At 67.9% G+C, this 20989-nt stretch carries 14 protein-coding genes; 5 read left to right on the top strand and 9 right to left on the bottom strand.

Going from position 1 to position 20989, the window contains the following annotated elements; all coding sequences use genetic code 11:
• Positions 1–111: 111 nt before the first annotated feature.
• From V3B30_RS20780 to msrB, 4 genes are all read right to left on the bottom strand, one after another.
• A complete protein-coding gene (locus V3B30_RS20780; protein ID WP_262083032.1) occupies positions 112–1560 on the bottom strand; it encodes a PLP-dependent aminotransferase family protein in 1449 nt (482 codons plus the stop codon).
• Between the two features lie 139 nt (positions 1561–1699).
• Positions 1700–2437, bottom strand: coding sequence for a peptide-methionine (S)-S-oxide reductase MsrA (gene msrA, locus V3B30_RS20785; protein WP_100471177.1), 738 nt, complete (start codon positions 2435–2437; stop codon positions 1700–1702).
• A 14-nt stretch (positions 2438–2451) separates the two neighbouring features.
• Complete coding sequence (locus V3B30_RS20790; protein WP_262083033.1) at positions 2452–4221, bottom strand: cytochrome c biogenesis protein CcdA; 1770 nt, start codon at positions 4219–4221, stop codon at positions 2452–2454.
• A gap of 2 nt (positions 4222–4223) precedes the next feature.
• A complete protein-coding gene (msrB, locus tag V3B30_RS20795; RefSeq protein ID WP_262083034.1) occupies positions 4224–4796 on the bottom strand; it encodes a peptide-methionine (R)-S-oxide reductase MsrB in 573 nt (190 codons plus the stop codon).
• A 144-nt stretch (positions 4797–4940) separates the two neighbouring features.
• On the opposite strand from msrB, the gene V3B30_RS20800 reads away from it, so the two are divergent.
• Together V3B30_RS20800 and V3B30_RS20805 are read left to right on the top strand one after the other, a co-directional pair.
• Positions 4941–5660: a response regulator transcription factor gene (locus V3B30_RS20800; RefSeq protein WP_262083035.1), complete on the top strand. Its 720-nt coding sequence runs from the start codon at positions 4941–4943 to the stop codon at positions 5658–5660.
• Positions 5657–7126 (top strand): HAMP domain-containing sensor histidine kinase, encoded by a 1470-nt coding sequence (locus V3B30_RS20805; protein WP_262083036.1) that lies wholly within the window; start codon positions 5657–5659, stop codon positions 7124–7126. Before V3B30_RS20800 ends, V3B30_RS20805 begins: the two co-directional genes overlap by 4 nt.
• On the opposite strand, the gene V3B30_RS20810 is transcribed toward V3B30_RS20805, so the two are convergent.
• Entirely contained in the window at positions 7123–8469 is a 1347-nt protein-coding gene (locus V3B30_RS20810; protein ID WP_262083037.1) for an ATP-binding protein, read from the bottom strand. The genes V3B30_RS20805 and V3B30_RS20810 overlap by 4 nt on opposite strands.
• On the bottom strand, positions 8466–9155 hold the full coding sequence (locus V3B30_RS20815) for a winged helix-turn-helix domain-containing protein (protein WP_262083038.1): 690 nt from the start codon (positions 9153–9155) through the stop codon (positions 8466–8468). Before V3B30_RS20815 ends, V3B30_RS20810 begins: the two co-directional genes overlap by 4 nt.
• 349 nt (positions 9156–9504) lie before the next feature.
• Between V3B30_RS20815 and asnB the strand changes: the two genes are divergently transcribed.
• Positions 9505–11406: an asparagine synthase (glutamine-hydrolyzing) gene (gene asnB, locus V3B30_RS20820; protein WP_100471183.1), complete on the top strand. Its 1902-nt coding sequence runs from the start codon at positions 9505–9507 to the stop codon at positions 11404–11406.
• 775 nt (positions 11407–12181) lie between these two features.
• Here the strand turns inward: asnB and V3B30_RS20825 are convergent.
• Entirely contained in the window at positions 12182–12529 is a 348-nt protein-coding gene (locus V3B30_RS20825; RefSeq protein ID WP_100471184.1) for a phasin family protein, read from the bottom strand.
• 116 nt (positions 12530–12645) lie between these two features.
• Positions 12646–13008 (bottom strand): 6-carboxytetrahydropterin synthase QueD, encoded by a 363-nt coding sequence (queD, locus tag V3B30_RS20830; protein WP_014035871.1) that lies wholly within the window; start codon positions 13006–13008, stop codon positions 12646–12648.
• A gap of 192 nt (positions 13009–13200) precedes the next feature.
• Between queD and V3B30_RS20835 the strand changes: the two genes are divergently transcribed.
• The gene (locus tag V3B30_RS20835) at positions 13201–15840 is read left to right on the top strand and encodes a TonB-dependent receptor (RefSeq protein WP_262083039.1); all 2640 of its coding nucleotides are present in this window, start codon (positions 13201–13203) and stop codon (positions 15838–15840) included.
• A gap of 74 nt (positions 15841–15914) precedes the next feature.
• A complete protein-coding gene (locus V3B30_RS20840; RefSeq protein ID WP_262083040.1) occupies positions 15915–18509 on the top strand; it encodes a M14 family zinc carboxypeptidase in 2595 nt (864 codons plus the stop codon).
• Between the two features lie 543 nt (positions 18510–19052).
• Here the strand turns inward: V3B30_RS20840 and V3B30_RS20845 are convergent.
• Positions 19053–20471 carry a DEAD/DEAH box helicase gene (locus tag V3B30_RS20845; protein WP_065179109.1) on the bottom strand — a complete coding sequence of 473 codons (1419 nt, stop codon included), beginning with the start codon at positions 20469–20471 and terminating at the stop codon, positions 19053–19055.
• Positions 20472–20989: the final 518 nt, after the last annotated feature.

Consider the following 20989-nt stretch of genomic DNA (forward strand, 5'->3'; position numbering starts at 1 on the left):
GAGGGCGACGCGCTGCGCGCGCCCCTCCTCGAATCCGCCTGGGTAGGGCCGGCCGCTGGCCGGCAACTGCATCCACCTGGCGATCCCGAGGTTGCCGGCCAGCGGCCGGCGTTACCGTGCTGCAGCCGCCAGCTCCCGCGCGATCGCACCCAGCCGCTCCACCGCACCGATGAAGCGCGCATCCAGCGTCTGGCAGCACGACAGCCGCAGGCAGTGGCGATAACGCGCACCCCGTGAATAGACCTGGCCGGGCATGAACACGATGTCCTCCTGCAATGCACGCTCGAACAGCTCGCGCGTATCCACGCCCGGCAGTTCCAGCCACAGCAGGAACCCGCCCTGCGGTTCGGTGGCGCGGGTGCCGGCCGGGAAGTGTTCGGCCACCAGCTGGCGCAGCCGTCCCACTTGTTCGCGATACAGCCGGCGCATGCGGTGCAGGTGGTGCTCGTAGCTGCCCGCTTCCAGATACGCGGCCACCGCGTCGCCGAGCAACTGCGGCTCGCCGCCGGTGGACTGGAATTTGAGCAGTGCGATGCGTTCGGCGAAGCGGCCGCCGTCCAGCCAGCCGATGCGGTAATCCGGTGCCAGTGTCTTGGAGAAACCACCGACCACCATCACCCAGCCATCGCGATCAAAGGCCTTCAGCAAGGGCGCCGGCGGTTCGCAGAACTGCAGCTCGGCGTACACCGCATCCTCGATCAGCGGCAGTTGCCGTGCGTTGACCAGTTCGGCCAGACGTTGCTTGGCGGGTGTCGGCATGGTGCAGCCCAGCGGGTTGTGCACGGTGGGCATCACCACCAGCGCGGCCAGCGGGGTGTGCTCCAGCAGCGCATCCAGCGCATCCACATCCAGGCCGTGCTGCGGATGGGTGGGCAGCTCGATGGCCTGCAGGCCGAGGTTGGCCAGCAACGGGTACAGGTTGAAGTAGGACGGCGCCTCGATGCCCACCGCATCACCGGGCTGGGTGACCGCGCGCAGCGCCAGCTGCAGGGCCTCCATCGCACCGTGGGTCAGCAGCAGGCGCTCGCTGTGGGTGTGCAGGCCCATGCGTGGCCCGCGGCGCACGATCTGCGCCAGCAGCCGCGGCGAGCCGTTCGGGCGCGCGTAGGTCTCCACCGTCTGCAGGCCGTGGCGCAGCACCTGCGCGGTATGCCGGGCCAGCTGCGCGCCCGGATAGAACTGGCGCCCGCGCGGACCGGCAAAGGCCAGGTCGACCACACCGGGGCGCCGCTGTGCTTCCAGCACGCGGGCCATCAGCACCTGCTGCAGTGGTGCGGTGGGTGCGGACGGGGTATCCCGCAGCGAACGCTCCGGTACCGACAGCCGCGGCGCGACCTCGAAGCCGGCCTTGGGCCGCGGAATGACCAGGCCGGCGTCTTCGAGCTGGCGATAGGCGGCAATCACCGTGTTCAGGCTGAGCCTGCGCTGCAGGGCCATCTGCCGCAGCGAAGGCAGGCGGCTGCCGACCGGAAGGCGCCCGCCGTGGATGGCCTCGGCCAGTTCGTCGGACAGCCGCTGGTAGCGAGGTGGGATCATCGCGCTCTGGTCATCTGTATCCATCGAAGTTCGCGCCATCTGGTGCTGTACCCATGATGATGGCGAGCCTAGCATGTCGTTGTCGGCCGGGCCTGATCGGGGCACGGCCGATACTTCCCAAGCGCACGGCTGGATGGCCGTGCGTCTTTTTTGTGCAGAACCGCTACCGCATCGGTACCAGTACCGCTTCGCGGCGGTACAGCGCCGGGAACTGCTTGCCCAGCGCGGCCAGCTTCGGTGCATCGTAGTAGCGGATGTAGGCCGCCTGCGGGTAGTTGCTCATGTAGTTCTGGTGGTAGCTCTCGGCCGGATAGAAGCGCTGGCCGCTGACCAGCTGGGTGACGATCGGCGCGCGGTAGCTGCCGGCCTGGCCAAGCTGGGCGATGTAGGCGCGGCTGGCAGCCTGCTGGCGCGCGTCGTCACTGAAGATCGCCGAGCGGTACTGGCTGCCTTGATCCGGTCCCTGTCGATTGAGTTGGGTCGGGTCATGCACCACCGAGAAGAACACCTGCATCAGCTGCCCATAGCTGACCTGGCGCGGGTCGTAGTCGATCTTCACTGCTTCGGCATGACCGGTCTGGCCCCCGCTGACGCGCTCATAGCGCGCATTGGCAGCACTGCCACCGATATAGCCGGACACCGCATTGCTCACGCCCTTGACGTGCTGGAACACCCCCTGCACGCCCCAGAAGCAGCCGCCGGCGAACACCACGCTGGCATGGGTGGCCTCATCGCGGAACGCGGCGTCGCCGCTGGGCGCAGGCAGTGCCTTGACCTGCGCGCTGGCCTCGACCGGTGCCGCCACTGCGCTGTGGTCGACCAGCAGCACGCCGGTGATCAATGCGGCAGCCACCAGTCCGGCGACACCGGCGGCGATGCCCTGTTCAAAGGAAAGTTTCATCGTGTCCTCCCGGTTCAGCCGAAGGTGAAGGCGTAGGCCTGCACGCCCGCATCGAGGAATTCGATCTCGAAGCGATGCGGGCCGACCGTGCCGCGCTGGCGCACCAGCTGGTACAGGCGGTGCTCATCGATCACGCCGCTGCCATCGGCACCGGCATCACTGCCGGCATCGGCGGCCGGCAGCGGCTGGCCATCCAGCCAGACGCGGAAGCGCACCGGCCTGCCGTCCTCGCTCGGTGCCAGCACCAGGTGCAGGTCGCGCGCATGGAACTGGAAGGCGATGCGGCCACCAGCCTGCTGCAGCTGCGCGGCTTCGTCGGTGACGGTCCAGCGCCCGGACAGTCCCCATTGGTTCAACGCCAGGGTGGTCGGCAGCGTGTAGTCGAACGCGGTGTCGCTGCGCTGCCCACCGGGCGAGGCGAACTGCTCGGCGCGGGCGTAGCCCAGGTAGGTTTCCGGTGAGCGCAGGTTGCCCATGTCGGCCTGCACGGCCACGCCCTTCAGTTCGGCGGCAGCGGGATCGGCCGGTGGCGGCAGATTCGTCTGCCCGGCTTCAGTCAGCAGGCGACGGATCATCTGTTCCGAGCGCGCATAGTTGCCCTCGCCGAACTGGTGGCCGCGGATGTTGCCCTGTGCGTCGACGAAGTACTGCGCCGGCCAGTAACGGTTGTTGAAGGCGCGCCAGATGGTGTACTGGTTGTCGAGCGCCACCGGGTACTCGACCTTCAGCTGCTGCACCGCCTTCATCACGTTGCGTGGGTCACGCTCGAAGGCGAACTCCGGCGTGTGCACGCCGACCACCACCAGGCCGTGGTCGCGGTAGCGTCGCTCCCATTCGTGCACGAACGGCATCGCGCGCAGGCAGTTGATGCAGGAATAGGTCCAGAAATCGACCAGCACCACCTTGCCGCGCAGCTGCCCTGCACTCAGTGGCGGGCTGTTGAGCCAGCCAGTGGCACCGTCCAGCGCGGGCAGGGTGCCCTCCACCGGTAGTGGTGCATCGGCACCGGCATTGGCGCCGGCCATCATCATCATCGGCGGTGCCGCCGGCTGCGCGCCGGGTACTGCGTCCAGCAGGCGTTGCTCGATGCGCGCGGTGCTGACCGTCGAAAGACGGGTCAGCAGGCCGGTATCCCAGCCCAGGCCGATCGCCACCACCGCCAGCAGCGCGGCCACACCCAGCACCTTGCGCAGGACGTCGCCGAGGCCGAGCCGCGCCTGCATGGCGCGGAACACCCGGCCGCCGATCCACACCGCCAGCGCCAGTGCGGTGATCGCGCCCAGCGCATAGGCCAGCAGCAGCGCAGTGGTGCCGACGCTGGCGCCATGCAGGGCGGCGCCGGTCAGCACCAGGCCGAGGATCGGCCCGGCGCAGGGTGCCCACAGCAGGCCCGTGGCGATGCCGATCAGCAGCGAGGTCCACGCGCCGCCATGCCCGGCAGCATCCGCCGCATCGGCGCGCGCGCTCAGGCGGGCACCCACGCGCTGGAACGGCGCCAGCAGGTGGTCGGCCAGTCGTGGCCACAACAGAGCGACCGCGAACAGCGCCATCAGCAGCAGGGCGATCCAGCGTCCGACCTGGTTGGCCTGCGCCACCCATTGGCTACCCACCGCGGCGAGGCTGGCGACCATGGTGAAGGTGAGCGCCATGCCCAGCAGCAGCGGCAGCGTGCTGCGCAGGAACGTGCGATCGGCACGGGCGAACACGAACGGCAGCACCGGCAGGATGCAGGGGCTGAGCAGGGTCAGCGCGCCCCCGAGGTAGGCAAGCAGCAACAGCAGCATCGTCAGGCTCCGGAAGCAGTGGAAGAACCGACCGGTACCCGCCAGCCGTCGGCAGTGCCATCAGTGGCACCGGGAACGAACACCATCGCCGCACCGTTCATGCAGTAGCGCAGCCCGGTCGGGCGCGGGCCGTCGTTGAACACATGGCCGAGATGGCCGCCGCAGCGGCGGCAATGCACCTCCACCCGCAGCATCCCGAAGGTGACGTCACGGTCTTCGCCGATGGCGTTGTGCAGTGGCGCCCAGAAGCTGGGCCAGCCGGTGCCGCTCTCGAACTTGGTGGACGAGGAGAACAGTGGCAGTGCACAGCCGGCGCAGGCGAAGGTGCCTTGCCGGTGTTCCTTGTTGAGCGGGCTGCTCCACGGCCGTTCGGTGGCCTGCTGGCGCAACACCGCGTACTGCGCCGGACTCAGGCGCTGGCGCCAGTCGGCATCACTGTGCATGACCTCGAACTGTCGCGACGGACGCGCTTCGGCGGCGGCCGGGGCGGCGCGGCTGCAGGCCCCCAGGCCGAGCAGTCCGGCGGCGGTGGCAACACCGCCCAGGCCCAGCAGATGGCGGCGGGAGAGGGACATGGCGGACTCCGGGAAGGGGCGACGGGGCCATGCTGCGCCGGCCCGGGTCAACGAATCCTCACGCAGGATTCAATTTTTCGTGAGGTATCGGCGGCCGTCCCGCGCCACAATGCAGCCAGCCTCCCCACTGGCCCCGAGCTGCCGATGTCCACCAAACGCGTGCTGATCGTTGAAGACGATGCCCACATCGCCGACCTGCTGCGCATGCATCTGGGCGACGAGGGCTACGACGTCGCCCATGCCGCCAGCGGCGATGCCGGCCTGCGCCTGCTCGAGCAGGAAGGTCCGTGGGATGCGCTGGTGCTGGACGTGATGCTGCCCGGCGTCGATGGGTTGCAGGTGTGCCAGCGTGCACGCGCGATGGCACGTTATGTACCGATCATCATCATCAGCGCGCGCGGCAGCGAAACGCAGCGCATCGTCGGCCTGGAACTGGGCGCGGACGACTACCTGGCAAAACCCTTCTCGATGCCGGAACTGGTGGCACGGGTGCGCGCCCTGCTGCGCCGCGCCGAAGCGATGGCGCAGAGCGCACGCATCGATGCCGGCGCGATCGAGCTGGGTGGGCTGAAGCTGGACCCTGTGGCACGCACTGCCTCGGTGGATGGCAACGCGCTGGAGCTGACCCCGCGCGAGTTCGACCTGCTGCTGTTCTTTGCCCGTCATCCAGACCAGGTGTTCGCGCGCATGGAGCTGCTCAACCAGGTCTGGGGCTACCAGCACGATGGCTACGAGCATACGGTCAACACCCACATCAACCGCCTGCGCAGCAAGATCGAACCCGACCCGGCCAACCCACGGCGCCTGCTGACGGTGTGGGGCCGCGGCTACAAGCTGGTCGATCCGGCCGGGGCGGCGGCATGATCAAGCCGAACCTGTGGCAGAAGCTGGCGGTGGTGATCGCCGCGCTGATGCTGATGTGCTGCATGGCGCTGCTGGCATTGCAGATGCGTGCCAACACCCGCCACGAACAGGAGGTGGTACAGCGCCTGTCGCTGGGCCTGGCCGAGCACATCGCCCAGCGCAGTGAACTGATGGACACCAGTGGCATGCGCGATGCCGCGGTGCGTGCGCTGTTCGGCCAGTTGATGGCGGTCAACCCCAGCGTCGAGGTCTACCTGCTGGACGACCAGGGCCGCATCCTCGGCCACGATGCACCCAGTGGGCACCTGGTGCGCAACCGGGTGGACGTGACGCCGTTGCGTCGCCTGCTGGCCGGCGCGCCGTTGCCGATCCTCGGCGATGACCCGCGTAGCGCCGATGGCCGCAAGGTGTTCAGCGCCGCGCCGTTGATCGTGCAGGGCCGCCAGGCCGGTTATGTGTACGTGGTGCTGGTCGGCGAGCACCGGCAGATGCTCGCCGACGATCTTGCCGCCGGCAGCCAGTGGAACACCACGTTGTGGTCGGTGGTGCTGGTCGGCGGCCTCGGCCTGTTCGCCGGACTGGTGGCGTTCTACTGGGTGACGCGCCCGTTGCGGCGGCTGACCCGGCGCATCCAAGCCTTCGACATCGATGCGCCCACGCCGTTGCCGCCGCCGGAGCCGCTGCGCCCCGGTGAGCGCGACGAGCTTGTGATCCTTGAACACGCGCACGCGCAGATGGCGCAGCGGCTGGGTGAGCAGTGGCAGCAGCTGCGCCAGCAGGACCTGCAGCGCCGCGAACTGGTCGCCAACATCTCGCATGACCTGCGCACGCCGTTGTCGTCGCTGCACGGCTACCTGGAAACGCTGGCATTGAAGGACGCCACGCTTTCGCCGGATGAGCGCCGGCGTTATCTCGGCATTGCGCTGGCGCAGAGTGCCAAGGTCGGCCGGCTGGCGCGCGCGCTGTTCGAGCTGGCGCGGCTGGAGCACGGCGAAGTACGTCTGGAGTGGGAGGTGTTCGCGCTGCCGGAGCTGCTGCAGGACGTGCTGCAGAAATTCGAGCTGGCGGCGCAGGCACGTGGCCAGCAGTTGCACGCGGCGTTCCCGCCCGGACTGCCCCTGGTCCGTGCCGACCTGGGCCTGGTCGAACGGGTGCTGACCAACCTGCTCGACAACGCGTTGCGGCATGCACCCGAGGGTGGCCAGATCGAAGTGCGCCTGCGCGTGACCCCGGACAGCGTGGAGGTTAGCGTCGCCGATGATGGCCCCGGGGTGGCACCGGCGCTGCGTACCCAGCTGTTCCAGGCACCGGCCGCGCTGGGTGCGCGGCGTGGCGACAACGGCGGATTGGGCCTGTTGATCGTGCAGCGCATCGTGCAGTTGCATGGCCGCCGTATCGAACTGCGCGACAGCGAGCGAGGCGCGCTGTTCGTGTTTGCCCTGCCGCGCGCCGAACCGTCGGTCTAGCAGGCCGCCTCGCCCTCCACGACACCGCCGGTTTCCAGCGGCAGGTGCAGGCGGATGCAGGCGCCGCCCAGTTCCGAATCGGTCACCTCGACGTGGCCGCCGTGCTTGTCGGCCACCACCTGCACCAGTGCCAGGCCGAGGCCGAAGCCGGGGCTGCCAGGGTCCAGCCGCACATAGGGTTGCAGCACCTGGCCGCGCAGTTCCGGTGCGATGCCGGGGCCGTCGTCCTCCACCTGCACGCACAGCCAGCCGTCGTTGACCGTGCTGGCGATGCGGATCTGCCGACGCGCGTAACGCAGCGCATTGCCGAGCAGGTTGCGCAGCGCAAGTTCCAGCATGTGCCGGTTGACGTTGACCAGGCCCACGGGCGACAACGCCTGCTGCACCGGCATCGGCAACGGTGCGAACTGGGCCACCACGCCGCGTACCAGCGCCGCCAGCTGCAGGCGCTGGCGGGTCAGTTGGTGGCAGCGGCCCAGTGCGGCGTACTCGACGCCGGCATCAGTGAGGTGTTGCAGCCGATCGACATCGGTGCGCAGCCCGCCCAGCGCATCGCGCTGTACATCGTCGAGCGCGGTGTCTTCCAGATCGGCCAGGCCGAATCGCATCCGTGCCAACGGCGTGCGCACCTCGTGCGCCACCGCCTGGGCCAGCACGCGCTGGCTTTCCAGCAGCTGCTGCAGCTGCTCGGCCATGTGGTTGAAGGCGTTGGCCAATGGCCGCACCAGCGCGGTACCGGCGCGCGGCGCGCGGGTATCCAGCTGGCCGTCGCGCATCTGCCGCGCCGCCTGGGCCAACTGCGAAACATCCCGCCACAGCCTGTAGACCATCACGTACATCGGCAGTGCCACCGCCACCATCAGGATCAGCAGCAGGATCGCCACACCGGATACTTCGCTGTCCTGCCAGCCCTCGTCGGGCAGTGCTTCGTCCAACGGTCCCAGCATCACCGCGTAGTCGCTGTGGCCGATCCGCTGCAGGCTGCGCATGTGCTCCAGGTCGATCTGCACGCGGCCGTTGTTGAACGGCGGGCGCTGGCTGGCCGGCAGCTCCTTCATGGCCTCGGCCAGCGGCACCATGCGCAGCGCGTAGGCGAAATCGGCGTCGAGTTCGCGCGCCAGCGCCGGCCACTGCTCGCGCGGGGTTTCGGCGAAACGATGCTGCAGCAGCGCATGGGTACCGCGCATCTCGGCCTGCAGGCCGGCTTCAGTGCGGTCTTCCAGCAGGGCATCCCAGGCCCACAGGCCCAGCACGATCAACAACAGGTGGGCGACCAGGAAGCCGATGCCGTAGCGCAGGAAGTGGAAGGCGTGGCCGCGCATCGCCGAAGGCGTGCGCTTCATCCCCATGCCGACCGGCTGAACAGGTAGCCGCGGCCACGGACGGTCTTGATCCGTTCCGGCTGCTCGGGGTTGTCGCCCAGCTTGCGGCGCAGGCGCGAGATGCGGGCATCGATCGAACGGTCCAGGCCGTCGAAGGCGATTCCACGCAGGCCGCGCAGCAGCGCGTCGCGGTCCAGGATCTGGCCGGCATTACTGGCCAGCAGGAACAGCAGGTCGAACTCGGCCGTGGTCAGCTCCAGCAGGCCGCCCTGCAGGTGCACGTTGCGGGTGGACGGGTCGATGTTCAACTCGCCGAAGCGCAGGCTGCCGTCACGCGGCTCGACCCGGCGGTGGCGGCGCAGGTGGGCACGCAGCCGGGCCAGCAGCACCCGCGGTTCGATGGGTTTGCCGATGTAATCGTCGGCCCCCAGTTCCAGGCCCAGCACCTGGTCGATGTTGTCGGTGCGGGCGGTCAGCACGCAGATGATGCCGTCGTAGTGGGGCCGGATCTGCCGACACACTTCGAAACCATCCTGGTCGGGCAGGCCGACATCGAGCAGCACCAGGGCCGGCTTCTCGGCCAGGATCCGGGCCACTGCGCGCTCGCCGCTGCGCTCGTGGGCCACCTGGTAGCCATGCCGTTGCAGGTAGTCGCTGACCATCGCTCCCAGGCGGGCATCGTCTTCGACCAGTACGATATCCAGCATTTCCAAGGCCTCCGTGGGCGCAAACGTACCGCCACGGCACGAGCGCGGCGATGCTATCCCAGCCTTCGGGCCGCCCGGGTCCCGGGGGCGGGCGCCATTCAGCCGGGGTTGCTGGCGCGCGGGCCGGGTCTCAGTCCCGGCAACAACTTGGCGTCCAGCATAGCCTGAGGCTGTTACAAAACGTTACCTTCGTGATACGTCTGGTGACGATCGCTGACAGCAAAGCGACTGACGCCGCGCGGCCCGGGGCCGAGCATGGAGTCTCCTCCGCTCCGCGTGCCGTCCTCATGTCGCCCGCCGCCCCCTGCCTGCCGAACCCGTCCCGCCGCTGTCAGTGCGGAGGCTCCCGATGAGCGGCGTGGTCGGGGCCTGGTTGCCGCCGGCCGAGGACGAGCAGCTGCTGCAGCAGCTGGCCCCGATGCTGCGCGCCCTGCAGCAGCGGGGGCGTGGCCGCATTGGCTACTGGACCGATGCCGAGGCCGGCCTCGCGCTGGGCCACTGCCGGGCGCCGACCGATACGCCGTTGCAGCCGCTGAGCTCGGACTGCGGTCGCTACGTACTGTGCCTGGACGGCCGCCTGTACAACCGCGGCGACCTGCAGGCGCAGCTGCGCGATCTGCCGCGCAGCTGCAGCGATGCGCGGCTGCTGCTGCAGGCGATCGTTGAATGGGGCGTGCAGCGGGCGCTGTCGCGTATCGAGGGCGCTTTCGGTTTCAGTATCTGGGACCGCGAGTCGCGCGTGCTGTGGCTGGCCCGTGATCCGGTGGGCGAGCGGCCGCTGTATTACGGCTGGCACCAGGGCCAGTTCCTGTTCGCCTCCGAGTTGAAGGCGCTGCAGGCTTTCGCCGGCTTCGCGCCGAGCATCGACCAGGACGCCCTGAGCCTGCTGCTGCGCCACGACTATGTGCCGGCGCCGCACACCATCTACCGTGGCATCCACAAGCTGGTGGCGGGCGGGGTGCTGCGCATCGATCTCAGCGACCATGCCGCGGGTTGCGCCAGCCAGGCCGCGCAGGGGGGAACGCGCTACTGGTGTGCACGCGATGCGATGCAGAGCGCACTGCAGGAGCCGCTGCAGCCGGCGCCCAGCCTGGAACAGGCCACCGACCAGCTCGAAGCGGTACTGCAGAAGGCCATCGCTTCACGCATGCACTCGCCACTGGCCTGCGGCGCGTTCCTGTCCGGCGGCACCGACTCTTCGCTGGTGACGGCGATGATGCAGGCCCAATCCACGCTGCCGATCGAAGCGTGGACCGTCGGCTTCGACGATCCAGGGCATGACGAGAGCGACTGGGCGTCGCAGGTCGCGCGCCACCTGGGTGTGCAACACCACCTGCACCGCATGGACGCGCGGCAGGGCCTGGACCTGCTGCAGCGCTTGCCACAGGTCTGGTGCGAGCCCTTCGCCGACGCCTCGCAGCTGCCGACCCTGCTGGCCAGCGAACTGCTGGGCGCGCGCAAGCCGGTGGCGCTGACGGGTGATGGCGGCGACGAACTGTTCTTCGGCCACCCCAGCTACGGCCGTGCACTGCGCAATGCGCGCCTGTGCGGCGGCCTGCCGGACTGGGTACGCGGGCTGGCGCGGCGCAGCGGCAATCGCATGAACGTGGAGCGCGGCCGCCTCGGTGGTTGGCGCGCATTGGTGGCCGAGGTTGCCGCCAACGATGTGGAAGGCCACTACCTGCAGCGCGTGACCCGCTGGCGGCAGCCGGCGCAGGTGGTGCTGGGCGCGCGCGAGCCGGTGACGATCTTCCAGCAGCAGGACACGGCGCTGCCCGCCGAGGCGCGCATCCAGCTGCTGGATTTCCGCATGGACCTGGCCGAGGGCATCCTGGCCAAGGTTGATCGCGCGGGCATGGCGGCGGGCGTTGAAACCCGTGCGCCGCTGCTGGACATGGAGGTGGTGCGCCTGGCCTGGCGCCTGCCGCAGCACCTGAAGTACCACGATGGCGAGCACAAGCGGATCCTCAAGCACCTGCTGGCGCGCTACCTGCCGGATCCGCTGGTGTATCGCCCCAAGCGCGGTTTTGGTCCGCCGATGGCGCGTTGGTTGGCGGGTCCGTTGCGCGATTGGGCGGAGGCGCTGCTGGACCCGCAGCTGCTGCGCAACCAGGGTTGCTTCGACGCGGCGCGGGTGCGCGGTATCTGGGAGGCGTTCCTGCGTGGCGAGCGCAAGTGGCACACGCACCTGTGGAACGTGCTGATGTTCCAGGCGTGGCACCAGCATTGGCACGGTAGCCGCGGGCGCTGAGTCGTTCCTGCATCGCGTGCGGCGGTTTCATTCTGCGCGGCGCAGGGCGGATGCCCTTGCGTACGAATGTCCTCCGGCGCCGGCCGTTGGCCGTCACCTCCCCCTTTACTTCGTACGCAAGGGCCTCCGCCCTGCGTTCGGAGTTCGTCGGCGCCTCGTTGAAAGGCTGCCACAAGCGCTGCGCCCTACCTGCCGTAAGCCGAGCCTCGTCGGGGCGGGTAGGGGCCTGGGCAAAGTAAAGGAGGAGGTGACGGCCAACGGCCGGCGCCGGGGGACATTTGCCCAGGCCCCTGCCCACCCCGGCGGGGCCCATCAGTTCGCGGCGAATCCGGACGAAGACGCGCTTGTGGCGGTGTGTTCTGCGCGGCGCAGGGCAGATGCCCTTGCGTACGAATGTCCTCCGGCGCCGGCCGTTGGCCGTCACCTCCCCCTTTACTTCGTACGCAAGGGCATCCGCCCTGCGTTCGGAGCTCGTCGGCGCGTCCTTGAAAGGCGCCCGCGCGCGCTGCGCTCTACTCACCGCACGCCGAGCCTCGTCGGGGCGGGCAGGGGCCTGGGCAAAGTAAAGGAGGAGGTGACGGCCAACGGCCGGCGCCGGGGGACATTTGCCCAGGCCCCTGCCCACCCCGGCGAGGCCCATCAGTTCGCAGCGAATCCGGACGAAGACGCGCTCCGTAATCCGAACGCCAGGCAAAAAAAGACCCGGCAGAGGGAGGGATCTGCCGGGTCCGGATTGCGTAGGGGGAGGGACCCACGCAATGAGCGTTGCGTCGCGTCAGTGGTTGTTCGCGTCCGCCGTTGATTCGTTGTAGCCCTGCACCAGTTCGGACCAGGCCTTGCTGGCCTGCAGGCCAAGTCCGACCACATCCTGCTGGGCCTGGCCCAGCCGCTGCAGGTTGTCCTGCCACAGCTGCGCCCCCTTGGAGAGCGTCCCGGCCGCATCGTCGCCGCGGGCCAGTTCACCCAGCCAGCCGCCGGTCGCGGTCAGGTTGCGCTCCATCACCTTCAGCTGCACGCCGAACATGCTTTCCGCGTTCTCCAACGCCAACCGGTTCGCGCGCGTTGCCGCGGCGGCGAGCTGGCGGGTGGCATCACTGAAGCGATCGCTGAAGGCGGCGGCCATGGGGCATCAGGGAGTGGCTTGATGCAATGCAGCATACGCCCTTGATGCGGCATTGCAACAAAAATAAAAAAGGCGCCCAAGGCGCCTTTGGAAAACCTTTCAGATCAATGGGTTGATCAGGTCGCCGGGCCGCGGTAGCGGCACCCCGACGTGCAGGTTTCGTGCACGGTAATCTCGCTCAGCGCCGGCAGGCTCGGCTTGAGTTCGTTCCAGATCCACACCGCCAGGTTCTCGCTGGTCGGGTTCTCCAGGCCGGGGATGTCATTGAGATAGTGATGGTCCAGACGGTCGTAGATCGGCTGGAAGGCCGCCTTCACGTCACCGAAGTCCATGATCCAGCCGGTCTGCGCGCCGGGTTCGCCCTCGACCTTCAGTTCCACCCGGAACGAGTGGCCGTGCAGGCGCGCGCATTTGTGCCCCGGCGGCACGTTGGGGAGGCGGTGCGCCGCCTCGAGCATGAAGACTTTGAAGATTTCCATGCCGCAATTGTACGCCGCAGGCCGCCGGGCAGCCTGAGCGGAGGTTGGTCTTTCGTGAAGAACGTCTTTTCATCCGGATGAAGAGATGATAGTTTCTCTTATATCCGTATGAAGAGATGTTATTGGCCGGACCCCGGCCAGGCATGGACTACTGCGGAACTTCGTCGTCCTTACCACCTCCCCTACATCGTCATGCCCAAGCACACCCTGCTCGTGGCGGCCCTGGCCGTCGCTCTGGCCGCGCCTTTGTCCGCCGCCGCCGAAACCTCCGCCGACGCCCGTGGCGAAGCCAGCACCCTGGCCGCCGTGCGTGTCACCGGTTCCAACATCAAGCGCACCGATACCGAGGCCTCCAACCCGGTGCAGGTGATCGGCCGCCAGCAGCTGGAACAGACCGGCAAGGCCACCGTGGCCGACGTGCTGCGTTCGATCTCGGCCAACACCGGCAACGCCAGCAACGAAACCACCAACAACGGCTGGGCCTCCGGCTCGGCCGGCATCGGCCTGCGTGGCCTGTCGCAGAAAAACACGCTGGTGCTGCTCAACGGCCGCCGTTTGGCCAACTACGGCTTCCCCGCCGGCGGCCTGTCCGATACCTTCGTCGATCTCAACGCGCTGCCGCTGGTCGCGGTCGAGCGCATCGAAGTACTCAAGGACGGTGCCTCGGCGGTGTACGGCTCCGACGCCGTGGCCGGCGTGGTCAACATCATCACCCGGCAGAACTTCGAAGGCGCCGAGATCGGCGGCAGCTTCGGCGGTGCCGACCAGGGCGGCCTGCACGAGCAGAACCTGAAGTTCGTCGGTGGCCTTGGTGATCTCGATACCGATGGCTACAACATCCTCTTCAGCCTGCAGGGCTACAACCGCGAACGCCTGGACCAGGACGAACGCAACCTGACCAGGAGCGGCATCTACACCGACAAGCCTGGCGGCCGCTGGAACGGCTGGTCGGCCAAGGGCGCGCGCTACTTGGTCAACGGCGTGTCGGTGCCGATGCTCGATGCCAACGGCAACTGCCCGGCCGGCACCACCCGCGTTGCAAGCGCACCGATCGACGGCCTGGCTGGCGACACCTGCGGGTTCAACCAGGCGCCGTTCACCACGCTGATCCCCTCCACCAAGCGCTACCAGGCCTATGCCAACGGCACCTTCCGCCTGAACGACAATGTCGAAGCGTTCGGCGAAGTGCTGTACAGCCAGATCAAGAGCGCCGCGTGGTTCGGCAGCAGCCCGTTCTTCACCCTGGAGAGCGGACGTTTCGCACTGAACGCGAACAGCGGCCTGGCAGAGCCGGTGTCATCGCTGCTGCCGGCCAACAACCCGTACAACCCGTACGGCCGCGCGATCCCGATTGAATACACCTTCTTCGACCTCGGCGGCACGATCAAGACCAACCGCTCCACCGCCTATCGCGGCGTGTTCGGCCTGCGCGGCACCACCGCCAATTGGGACTGGGAAGTGGCCGCATTCGGCGCACGCAGCAGCGAGCGCGAGAGTGTGTCCGGCGGCTTCGCCAACCGCTGGGCACTGGCCGATGCGCTGGCCACCGGCAGCTACAACCTGCTGAATCCGGCGGCCACGCCGCAGTCGGTACGTGATTCAATCAACATCGCCACGCTGCGCCCGGCCGAGTCCAAGCTGCAGGGTGTCGACGCGAAGATTTCCGGCAGCCTGGGCCACACCTGGGCTGGCGAGATCGGCTTCGCTGCCGGTGCCGAGTGGCGCCGCGAGAAGCTCGATTCCAACAACCCGTGGCAGATCGATGCCGGCCTGCAGGTGCGCCCGGCCATCGCCGAAGTGCATGGCCAGCGCCAGGTCAGTGCCGCCTACGCCGAAGTGAACGTGCCGCTGGCTTCGACGCTGGAGCTGTCCGCCGCCGCGCGCGCCGATCACTACGATGACTTTGGCGATGCGTTCTCGCCGAAGATCGGCCTGCGCTGGCAGCCGCTCGACTTCCTGCTGGTGCGTGCCTCGGCGTCGAAGGGCTTCCGTGCACCGTCGCTGTCGGAGAACTCCAACAGCACCAGCATCGCCTACGGCAGCGTGGTCGATCCGCGTGATCCGGACGTGCCGGGCTCGCGCCAGAACCCGACCTTCTTCACCGTCGGCAACAACGCACTGAAGCCGGAGCGCACCAGGAGCGTCAACTTCGGCGTGGTGCTGTCGCCGTGGGCCAACACCAACCTGAGCGTGGACTACTACCGTATCCAGCTGGACAACCTGGTCGGCACCAACAACACCCAGACCCTGGTCAACGACAACGTGGCCGGCGCGGTGCAGCGCGATGAGCGCGGCAAGCTGCAGGCGGTCTACAACCGCTACCAGAACCTGAGCGAGCTGAAGACCTCGGGCATCGATGTCGAGTTGCGCCAGCGCATCCCGACCGCGGCACTGGGTGACTTCACCGTGTCCTCGGCCTACACCCACGTGCGCGACTACCGTCGCCCGACCGTGGTCGGCGGCCCGCTGGTCGACTACGCCGGCAGCAACCTCGGCGCGACCCTGCCCAAGGACAAGGCCACCACCACGCTGGACTGGAAGTACGGCGACTTCAACGCGGCGGTGACCTGGTACTACACCAGCAGCTACCGCCAGGAGGCCAGCTCCGCCGCCAAGGCCGTGCAGCAGCGCGTCGGCAGCTACAGCCAGTACGACCTGTACCTGGCCTACACCGGCATCGACAAGCTGACCGTGTACGCCAAGGTGCAGAACCTGGCCGACAAGACGCCGCCGTACGACGCCTCCTTCCCCGGCATCCGCGCGCCGTACGACTTCAGCCAGTACGACCTGCGTGGCCGCTACTTCACGCTGGGCTTCGACTACCGCTTCTGATCCATCCGCCGCGGCCGGTCTCCCCAGCGAACCGGCCGCGCGACCGTCTGCCGTTGAGTTCCAGGGGAGTCACCGTGTCCTTGCATCGCCGTGCCGTTCTTCCGTTGCTGCTTGCCGCCGCCACCGCACTGTCCCCGCCGCAGCCGGCGCAGGCACAGAGTGCCTACTTCTTCCCGCAGGTTGCCGATGCAGCGGCGTTCGATGCGGCGGTGCCCACGCCGGAACAGTTCCTCGGCTACCCGATCGGCAGCCGCTACACGCGGCACGACCAGCTTGTGGCGTACTTCCAGGAACTGGCGAAACGTTCGGACAGGATCAGTGTGCGCGAGATCGGCCGCAGCTATGAAGGTCGCCCGCTGTTGATCGCCACCGTCACCGCTGCAGGCAATCATGCGCGGCTGGAACAGATCCGCCAGCAGCACGCGACCCTGGCCGATCCGGCGCAGCCGCGCAGCGCCGCCGGTGACAGCCCGGTGGTGGTGTGGCTGGGCTACAGCGTGCATGGCAACGAGACCTCCAGTGCCGAAGCGGCGATGCTGACGGCGTACTACCTGGTGGCCAACCGCAGCGCCGAAACCCAGCAGTGGCTGCAGCAGGCGGTGGTGCTGTTCGACCCGGCGCAGAATCCGGATGGCCGTGATCGTGCCGCCAACTGGCACAACGCCTGGGCGTCCGATCCAGCCTCAGCCGACCCGGCCGACAAGGAACACGTCGAACCGTTCCCGCAGGGCCGCACCAACCACTACTTCACCGATCTCAACCGCGACTGGCTGGCCCTGACCCAGCAGGACTCGCGGCCGAAGGTGGAGGTGTTCCACCAGTGGTACCCGAACGTGCAGATCGACTTCCACGAGATGGGCAAGGACAGCACCTACTACTTTGAACCGTCGCCGAAGAGCATGCACAGCCCGCTGATTCCCGCGGCGTCGTATGAGTTCAACAGGACCCTGGCCAAGTACCACGCGCAGGCGCTGGACGCGCTGGGTTCGCTGTACTACACCGGCGAGAACTTCGACAACTTCTCGCCGGTCTACGGTTCCACCTATCCGGACTTCCATGGCGCTGTCGGTGTTACCGTCGAGCAGGCCAGCTCGCGCGGCCGCGTGCAGGAATCGGTGAATGGCCTGCTGACCTTCCCGTTCACCATCCGCAACCAGGTCGCTACCGGACTGGGCACGGTGCGTGGCGCGGTGACCGAGCGCAGCGGCCTGTTCGACCTGCAGAAGCAGTTCTTCCAGAGCGCGCTGAAGCAGGCCGCACAGCAGCCGGTGAAGAGTTTCGTATTCGGCGATGCGCATGATCCGGCACTGACCCGCCGCCTGCTGGAACTGTTGCTGCTGCATCGCATCGAGGTGCGCGCGCTGGATCGTGCAATCACTGTCGATGGGCAGCGCTTCGATGCCGGCAGCGCCTACGTGGTGCCGGTGCAGCAGGCGCAGTTCCGCCTGGTGCATTCGATCTTTGCCGAGACGCCGCCGATCAAGGGCGATGTGTTCTACGGCAGCACCAGTTATGCCATTGCACCCGCTTACGGCGTGGCCTTCGCCGGCAGCCGCAGCCGCATCGACGGCGGCGCACGCGTGACCGCGCTACCGGCGGAGCCGGGCGCCGTGCTGGGCGGCCAGGCCGGATTCGCCTACGCAATCGACTGGCGCGACTACAATGCCGGGCGCGCGTTGGCCGCGCTGCAGGACAAGGGTGTGAATGCACGCGCGGCATTCCAGCCGTTCACCACCGCGACCGCGCAGGGCGAGGTCAGCTTCGCTGCCGGCAGCCTGGTGATTCCTGTTGCCGGGCAGTCGCTGCAGGGCGCGGCGCTGCTTGAAGCAGTGACGTCCGCCGCGCGCGCTGCCGGCGTGCCGGTGCATGCGCTGTCCAGCGGCCGCAGCAGCGAGGGCATCGATCTCGGAAGTGATGGCGTCAAGGCACTGCGCAAGCCGGCCGTTGCGCTGGTGATGGGCGAGGGCGTAGCGGCCACCGAAATTGGTTCGGCGTGGTTCCTGTTGGACCAGCAGCTGCGGTTGCGCGCCAGCAAGCTGGATCCCCAGCAGCTGGGCAAAGTGCCGCTGGATCGCTACACCACCATCGTGCTGTCCGGCGGAACCTACACCGGCATCGATGCCACGGCGGTGGCTGCACTGAAGCGTTGGATACAGGCCGGTGGTTCACTGGTGACCTACGGCAGTGCCTCGAAATGGGCGATCGAACAGAAGCTGGCCGACGGTGAGAAGCTTGGCAAGGAGGAAGATGCTGCTGACGAAAGCCGTCGTGCGTTTGGTGACCAGCGTGACATCGCCGCGATCGAGCGGGTCAGCGGCAACATCCTCAGTGCCGACGTGGATACCAGCCATCCGCTGGCGTTCGGCGTGCCACGCAGGCAGCTGGCGATCAACAAGGAAAATACGGTAACGCTGCAGCCAAGCGCGAATCCGTTCTCGACGGTGGTGCGCATCGACACGCCGCCGCGAGTGAATGGCTATCTGTCCGCGCGCAACCGCACGCGGGTGGCGGGCAGCGCATGGCTGCTGGTGTCTGCGCAGGGGCAGGGCAACGTGGTGTTGTTTGCCGATGATCCGGCGCATCGCAAGTATTGGCACGGGACGGATCGGCTGCTGATCAACGCGATCTTCTTCGGGAATCTGGTGAATCCGAGTAAAGCGAGGGGTTGAGGCTTTGCGCGCCTTGATTGATGCGTGTGGGGGAGGCCGGGCGGGCTGCGCAGGACACGCTGTAAATACGTCCATGTAAGCTCGATCGGCTCATCCATGCGCCTCACGGTCCTGCGCAGCCCGCCCGGCCTCCCCTCGACAGTTTCCTGCGGGCGCGGACGCATCGAACCCCAAGGCGGGAGCAAGGGCAAAAGCAAAGCCAGGAATTTCGACTTCGGCTTTTGCCTTTGAATCTGAATTTGAATTTGAATTTGAATTTGATCTTCTTCTCCCGGCTACCCGGCGGGACAAGTAGGCGCTGGCGATCTTTGAAGCGGCGCAGGGCGGAGTGGGGGCAAAACCGTGAGCGCCATGGATGGCGCGATCGAGCCCCCATGGATGGGTTTACGGCGTGTTTTGCCCCCACTCCGCCCTGCGCCGCCCCAAGCCAAACCATCCGCGTGCTTTCACCCACGGTAGCCGGCAAAAAAAAAGGACGGCGCGTCAGCGCCGTCCCCCGATAGCCTCCCGCGCAGCGGGAAGCACAACAGCTGTCAGCTGTGATCAGCCGGCGCGACCGCCGCCGCCGCCCTGGCCACGACCACGACCGCCACCATTGCCACCACCCCCACGACGCTGGCCCTGACCGGCGCCTGCACCCGCACGCTGCTGGCCATTGCCACCGCCCTCGCGACGGCCACCGCCGGCCTTCTTCGGGCCGGCATGCGCATGGCGCGGCGCATCGCCGTGCGGGCGACGCGCGTGGCTCTTGCGCGGTGCGCGCTCGCCGGTATCGTGCTCGGCCTTGCCCGGCGCACTGTTGCCCCAGCGGATCGGCGTCTGCAGCTCGAAGCCCGGCACATCGCGGATGTCCATGTCGCGGCCCAGCAGGCGCACGATTGCGCGCAGCAGCTTCACTTCATCCTGCGCCACCAGCGAAATCGCCTGGCCGGTCGCGCCATTGCGGCCGGTGCGGCCGATGCGGTGCACGTAGTCCTCGGCCACCATCGGCAGGTCGAAGTTGATCACCTTCGGCAGCTCGTTGATGTCGATGCCGCGCGCGGCGATGTCGGTGGCCACCAGCACGGTCACCCGGCCGGCCTTGAAGTCACCCAGCGCGCGCAGGCGCTGGCCCTGGCTCTTGTTGCCGTGGATCGCCGCGGTCTTGATGCCCGACTTCTCCAGGAACGTGGCCAGCTTGTCGCTGCCGTGCTTGGTGCGGGCGAACACCAGGGTCTGCTCGCGGCTGTCCTGCGCCAGCAGGTGCAGCAGCAGGTCGCGCTTGCGGCCGGCATCGACCGGGTGCACGCGGTGGGTGATGGTTTCGGCCACGGTGTTCTTCGGCGTCACCTGGATCTGTTCCGGGTTGCGCATGAACTCCAGCGCCAGCTGGCGGATGTTGTCCTCGAAGGTGGCCGAGAACAGCAGAGTCTGGCGGTTCTGCTTCGGCAGCTTGGCCAGGATGCGCTTGATCGACGGCAGGAAGCCCATGTCGAGCATGCGGTCGGCTTCGTCCAGCACCAGCAGTTCGATGCCGGACAGATCGACGCTGCGGCGCTCCAGATGGTCGATCAGGCGGCCCGGGCAGGCCACCAGCAGGTCCACGCCACGGCGCAGGATGTCCAGCTGGTTACCCATGCCGACGCCGCCGTAGATGCAGGCGCTGGGGATGCGCAGGTACTTGCTGTAGCCACGCAGGCTGTCATGCACCTGGGTGGCCAGCTCGCGGGTCGGGGCCAGGATCAGCGCACGCGGCTTGCGCGGGCCGGCACGTACTTCCTGCGAGGCGGTGCCCAGGTGCTGCAGCAGCGGCAGGCCGAAGGCGGCGGTCTTGCCGGTGCCGGTCTGTGCGCCGGCCAGCAGGTCGCGACCGGCCAGCGCGAGCGGGATCGCCTGCTGCTGGATCGGGGTCGGGTTTTCGTAGCCCTGTTCGGCAAGCGCGCGCAGCAGGAAGGGCGCCAGGCCCAGCGATTCAAAAGACATTGAGTTTGCTCCAAGTACAAGAAACGCCTGACCGACTGGACAGGCGGGGGCAGATCAAACTGATCGGCTGACTCGGAGCGTTCCCGTGAACCGCGCTGCGAGAATTGGGTGCAGCCGGCACGAAGCGCAGGCTGGAATGCGTGACGAACGGCGTCGGAGTGGGGGCGGGCGAAGAGGGCGGACCCTGGTCGCCGGCGGTCCCGGAGGGAAACGGACGGCCGCTGCAGACCGCGCAAGTCTAAACGATATTTGAGACTTCACGCAAAAAGGCCTGTTCAGGTAGGGGGGCTCTCTGCAGGGCTGCGCCCTGCACCCGCAGAGGCCAGAGCCAAGGCCAGAGCAACGTCAAAGCCGGGTTCCTGTGGGTAGGCGGGGTGGGTCCGGTGGCAGGGGACGCTGCAAGTACGTCCATGTAAGCTCGGTCGCCGCATCCATGCGGCTCACGCCCCTGCCACCGGACCCGCCCCGCCTCCGACAGTTTTCCGCGATCTGTCGGAACGGCGTTCTGCTCTGGTGGG

Source organism: Stenotrophomonas sp. SMYL41, from assembly GCF_036319965.1.
GTDB classification, from domain to species: Bacteria; Pseudomonadota; Gammaproteobacteria; order Xanthomonadales; family Xanthomonadaceae; genus Stenotrophomonas; species Stenotrophomonas maltophilia_R.

Bases quoted from the DNA above. Each gene is read 5' to 3' on its own strand.
- V3B30_RS20780 (WP_262083032.1), bottom strand. From the start codon at position 1,560: ATGGATACAGATGACCAGAGCGCGATGATCCCACCTCGCTACCAGCGG.
- msrA (WP_100471177.1), bottom strand. From the start codon at position 2,437: ATGAAACTTTCCTTTGAACAGGGCATCGCCGCCGGTGTCGCCGGACTG.
- V3B30_RS20790 (WP_262083033.1), bottom strand. From the start codon at position 4,221: ATGCTGCTGTTGCTGCTTGCCTACCTCGGGGGCGCGCTGACCCTGCTC.
- msrB (WP_262083034.1), bottom strand. From the start codon at position 4,796: ATGTCCCTCTCCCGCCGCCATCTGCTGGGCCTGGGCGGTGTTGCCACC.
- V3B30_RS20800 (WP_262083035.1), top strand. From the start codon at position 4,941: ATGTCCACCAAACGCGTGCTGATCGTTGAAGACGATGCCCACATCGCC.
- V3B30_RS20805 (WP_262083036.1), top strand. From the start codon at position 5,657: ATGATCAAGCCGAACCTGTGGCAGAAGCTGGCGGTGGTGATCGCCGCG.
- V3B30_RS20810 (WP_262083037.1), bottom strand. From the start codon at position 8,469: ATGAAGCGCACGCCTTCGGCGATGCGCGGCCACGCCTTCCACTTCCTG.
- V3B30_RS20815 (WP_262083038.1), bottom strand. From the start codon at position 9,155: ATGCTGGATATCGTACTGGTCGAAGACGATGCCCGCCTGGGAGCGATG.
- asnB (WP_100471183.1), top strand. From the start codon at position 9,505: ATGAGCGGCGTGGTCGGGGCCTGGTTGCCGCCGGCCGAGGACGAGCAG.
- V3B30_RS20825 (WP_100471184.1), bottom strand. From the start codon at position 12,529: ATGGCCGCCGCCTTCAGCGATCGCTTCAGTGATGCCACCCGCCAGCTC.
- queD (WP_014035871.1), bottom strand. From the start codon at position 13,008: ATGGAAATCTTCAAAGTCTTCATGCTCGAGGCGGCGCACCGCCTCCCC.
- V3B30_RS20835 (WP_262083039.1), top strand. From the start codon at position 13,201: ATGCCCAAGCACACCCTGCTCGTGGCGGCCCTGGCCGTCGCTCTGGCC.
- V3B30_RS20845 (WP_065179109.1), bottom strand. From the start codon at position 20,471: ATGTCTTTTGAATCGCTGGGCCTGGCGCCCTTCCTGCTGCGCGCGCTT.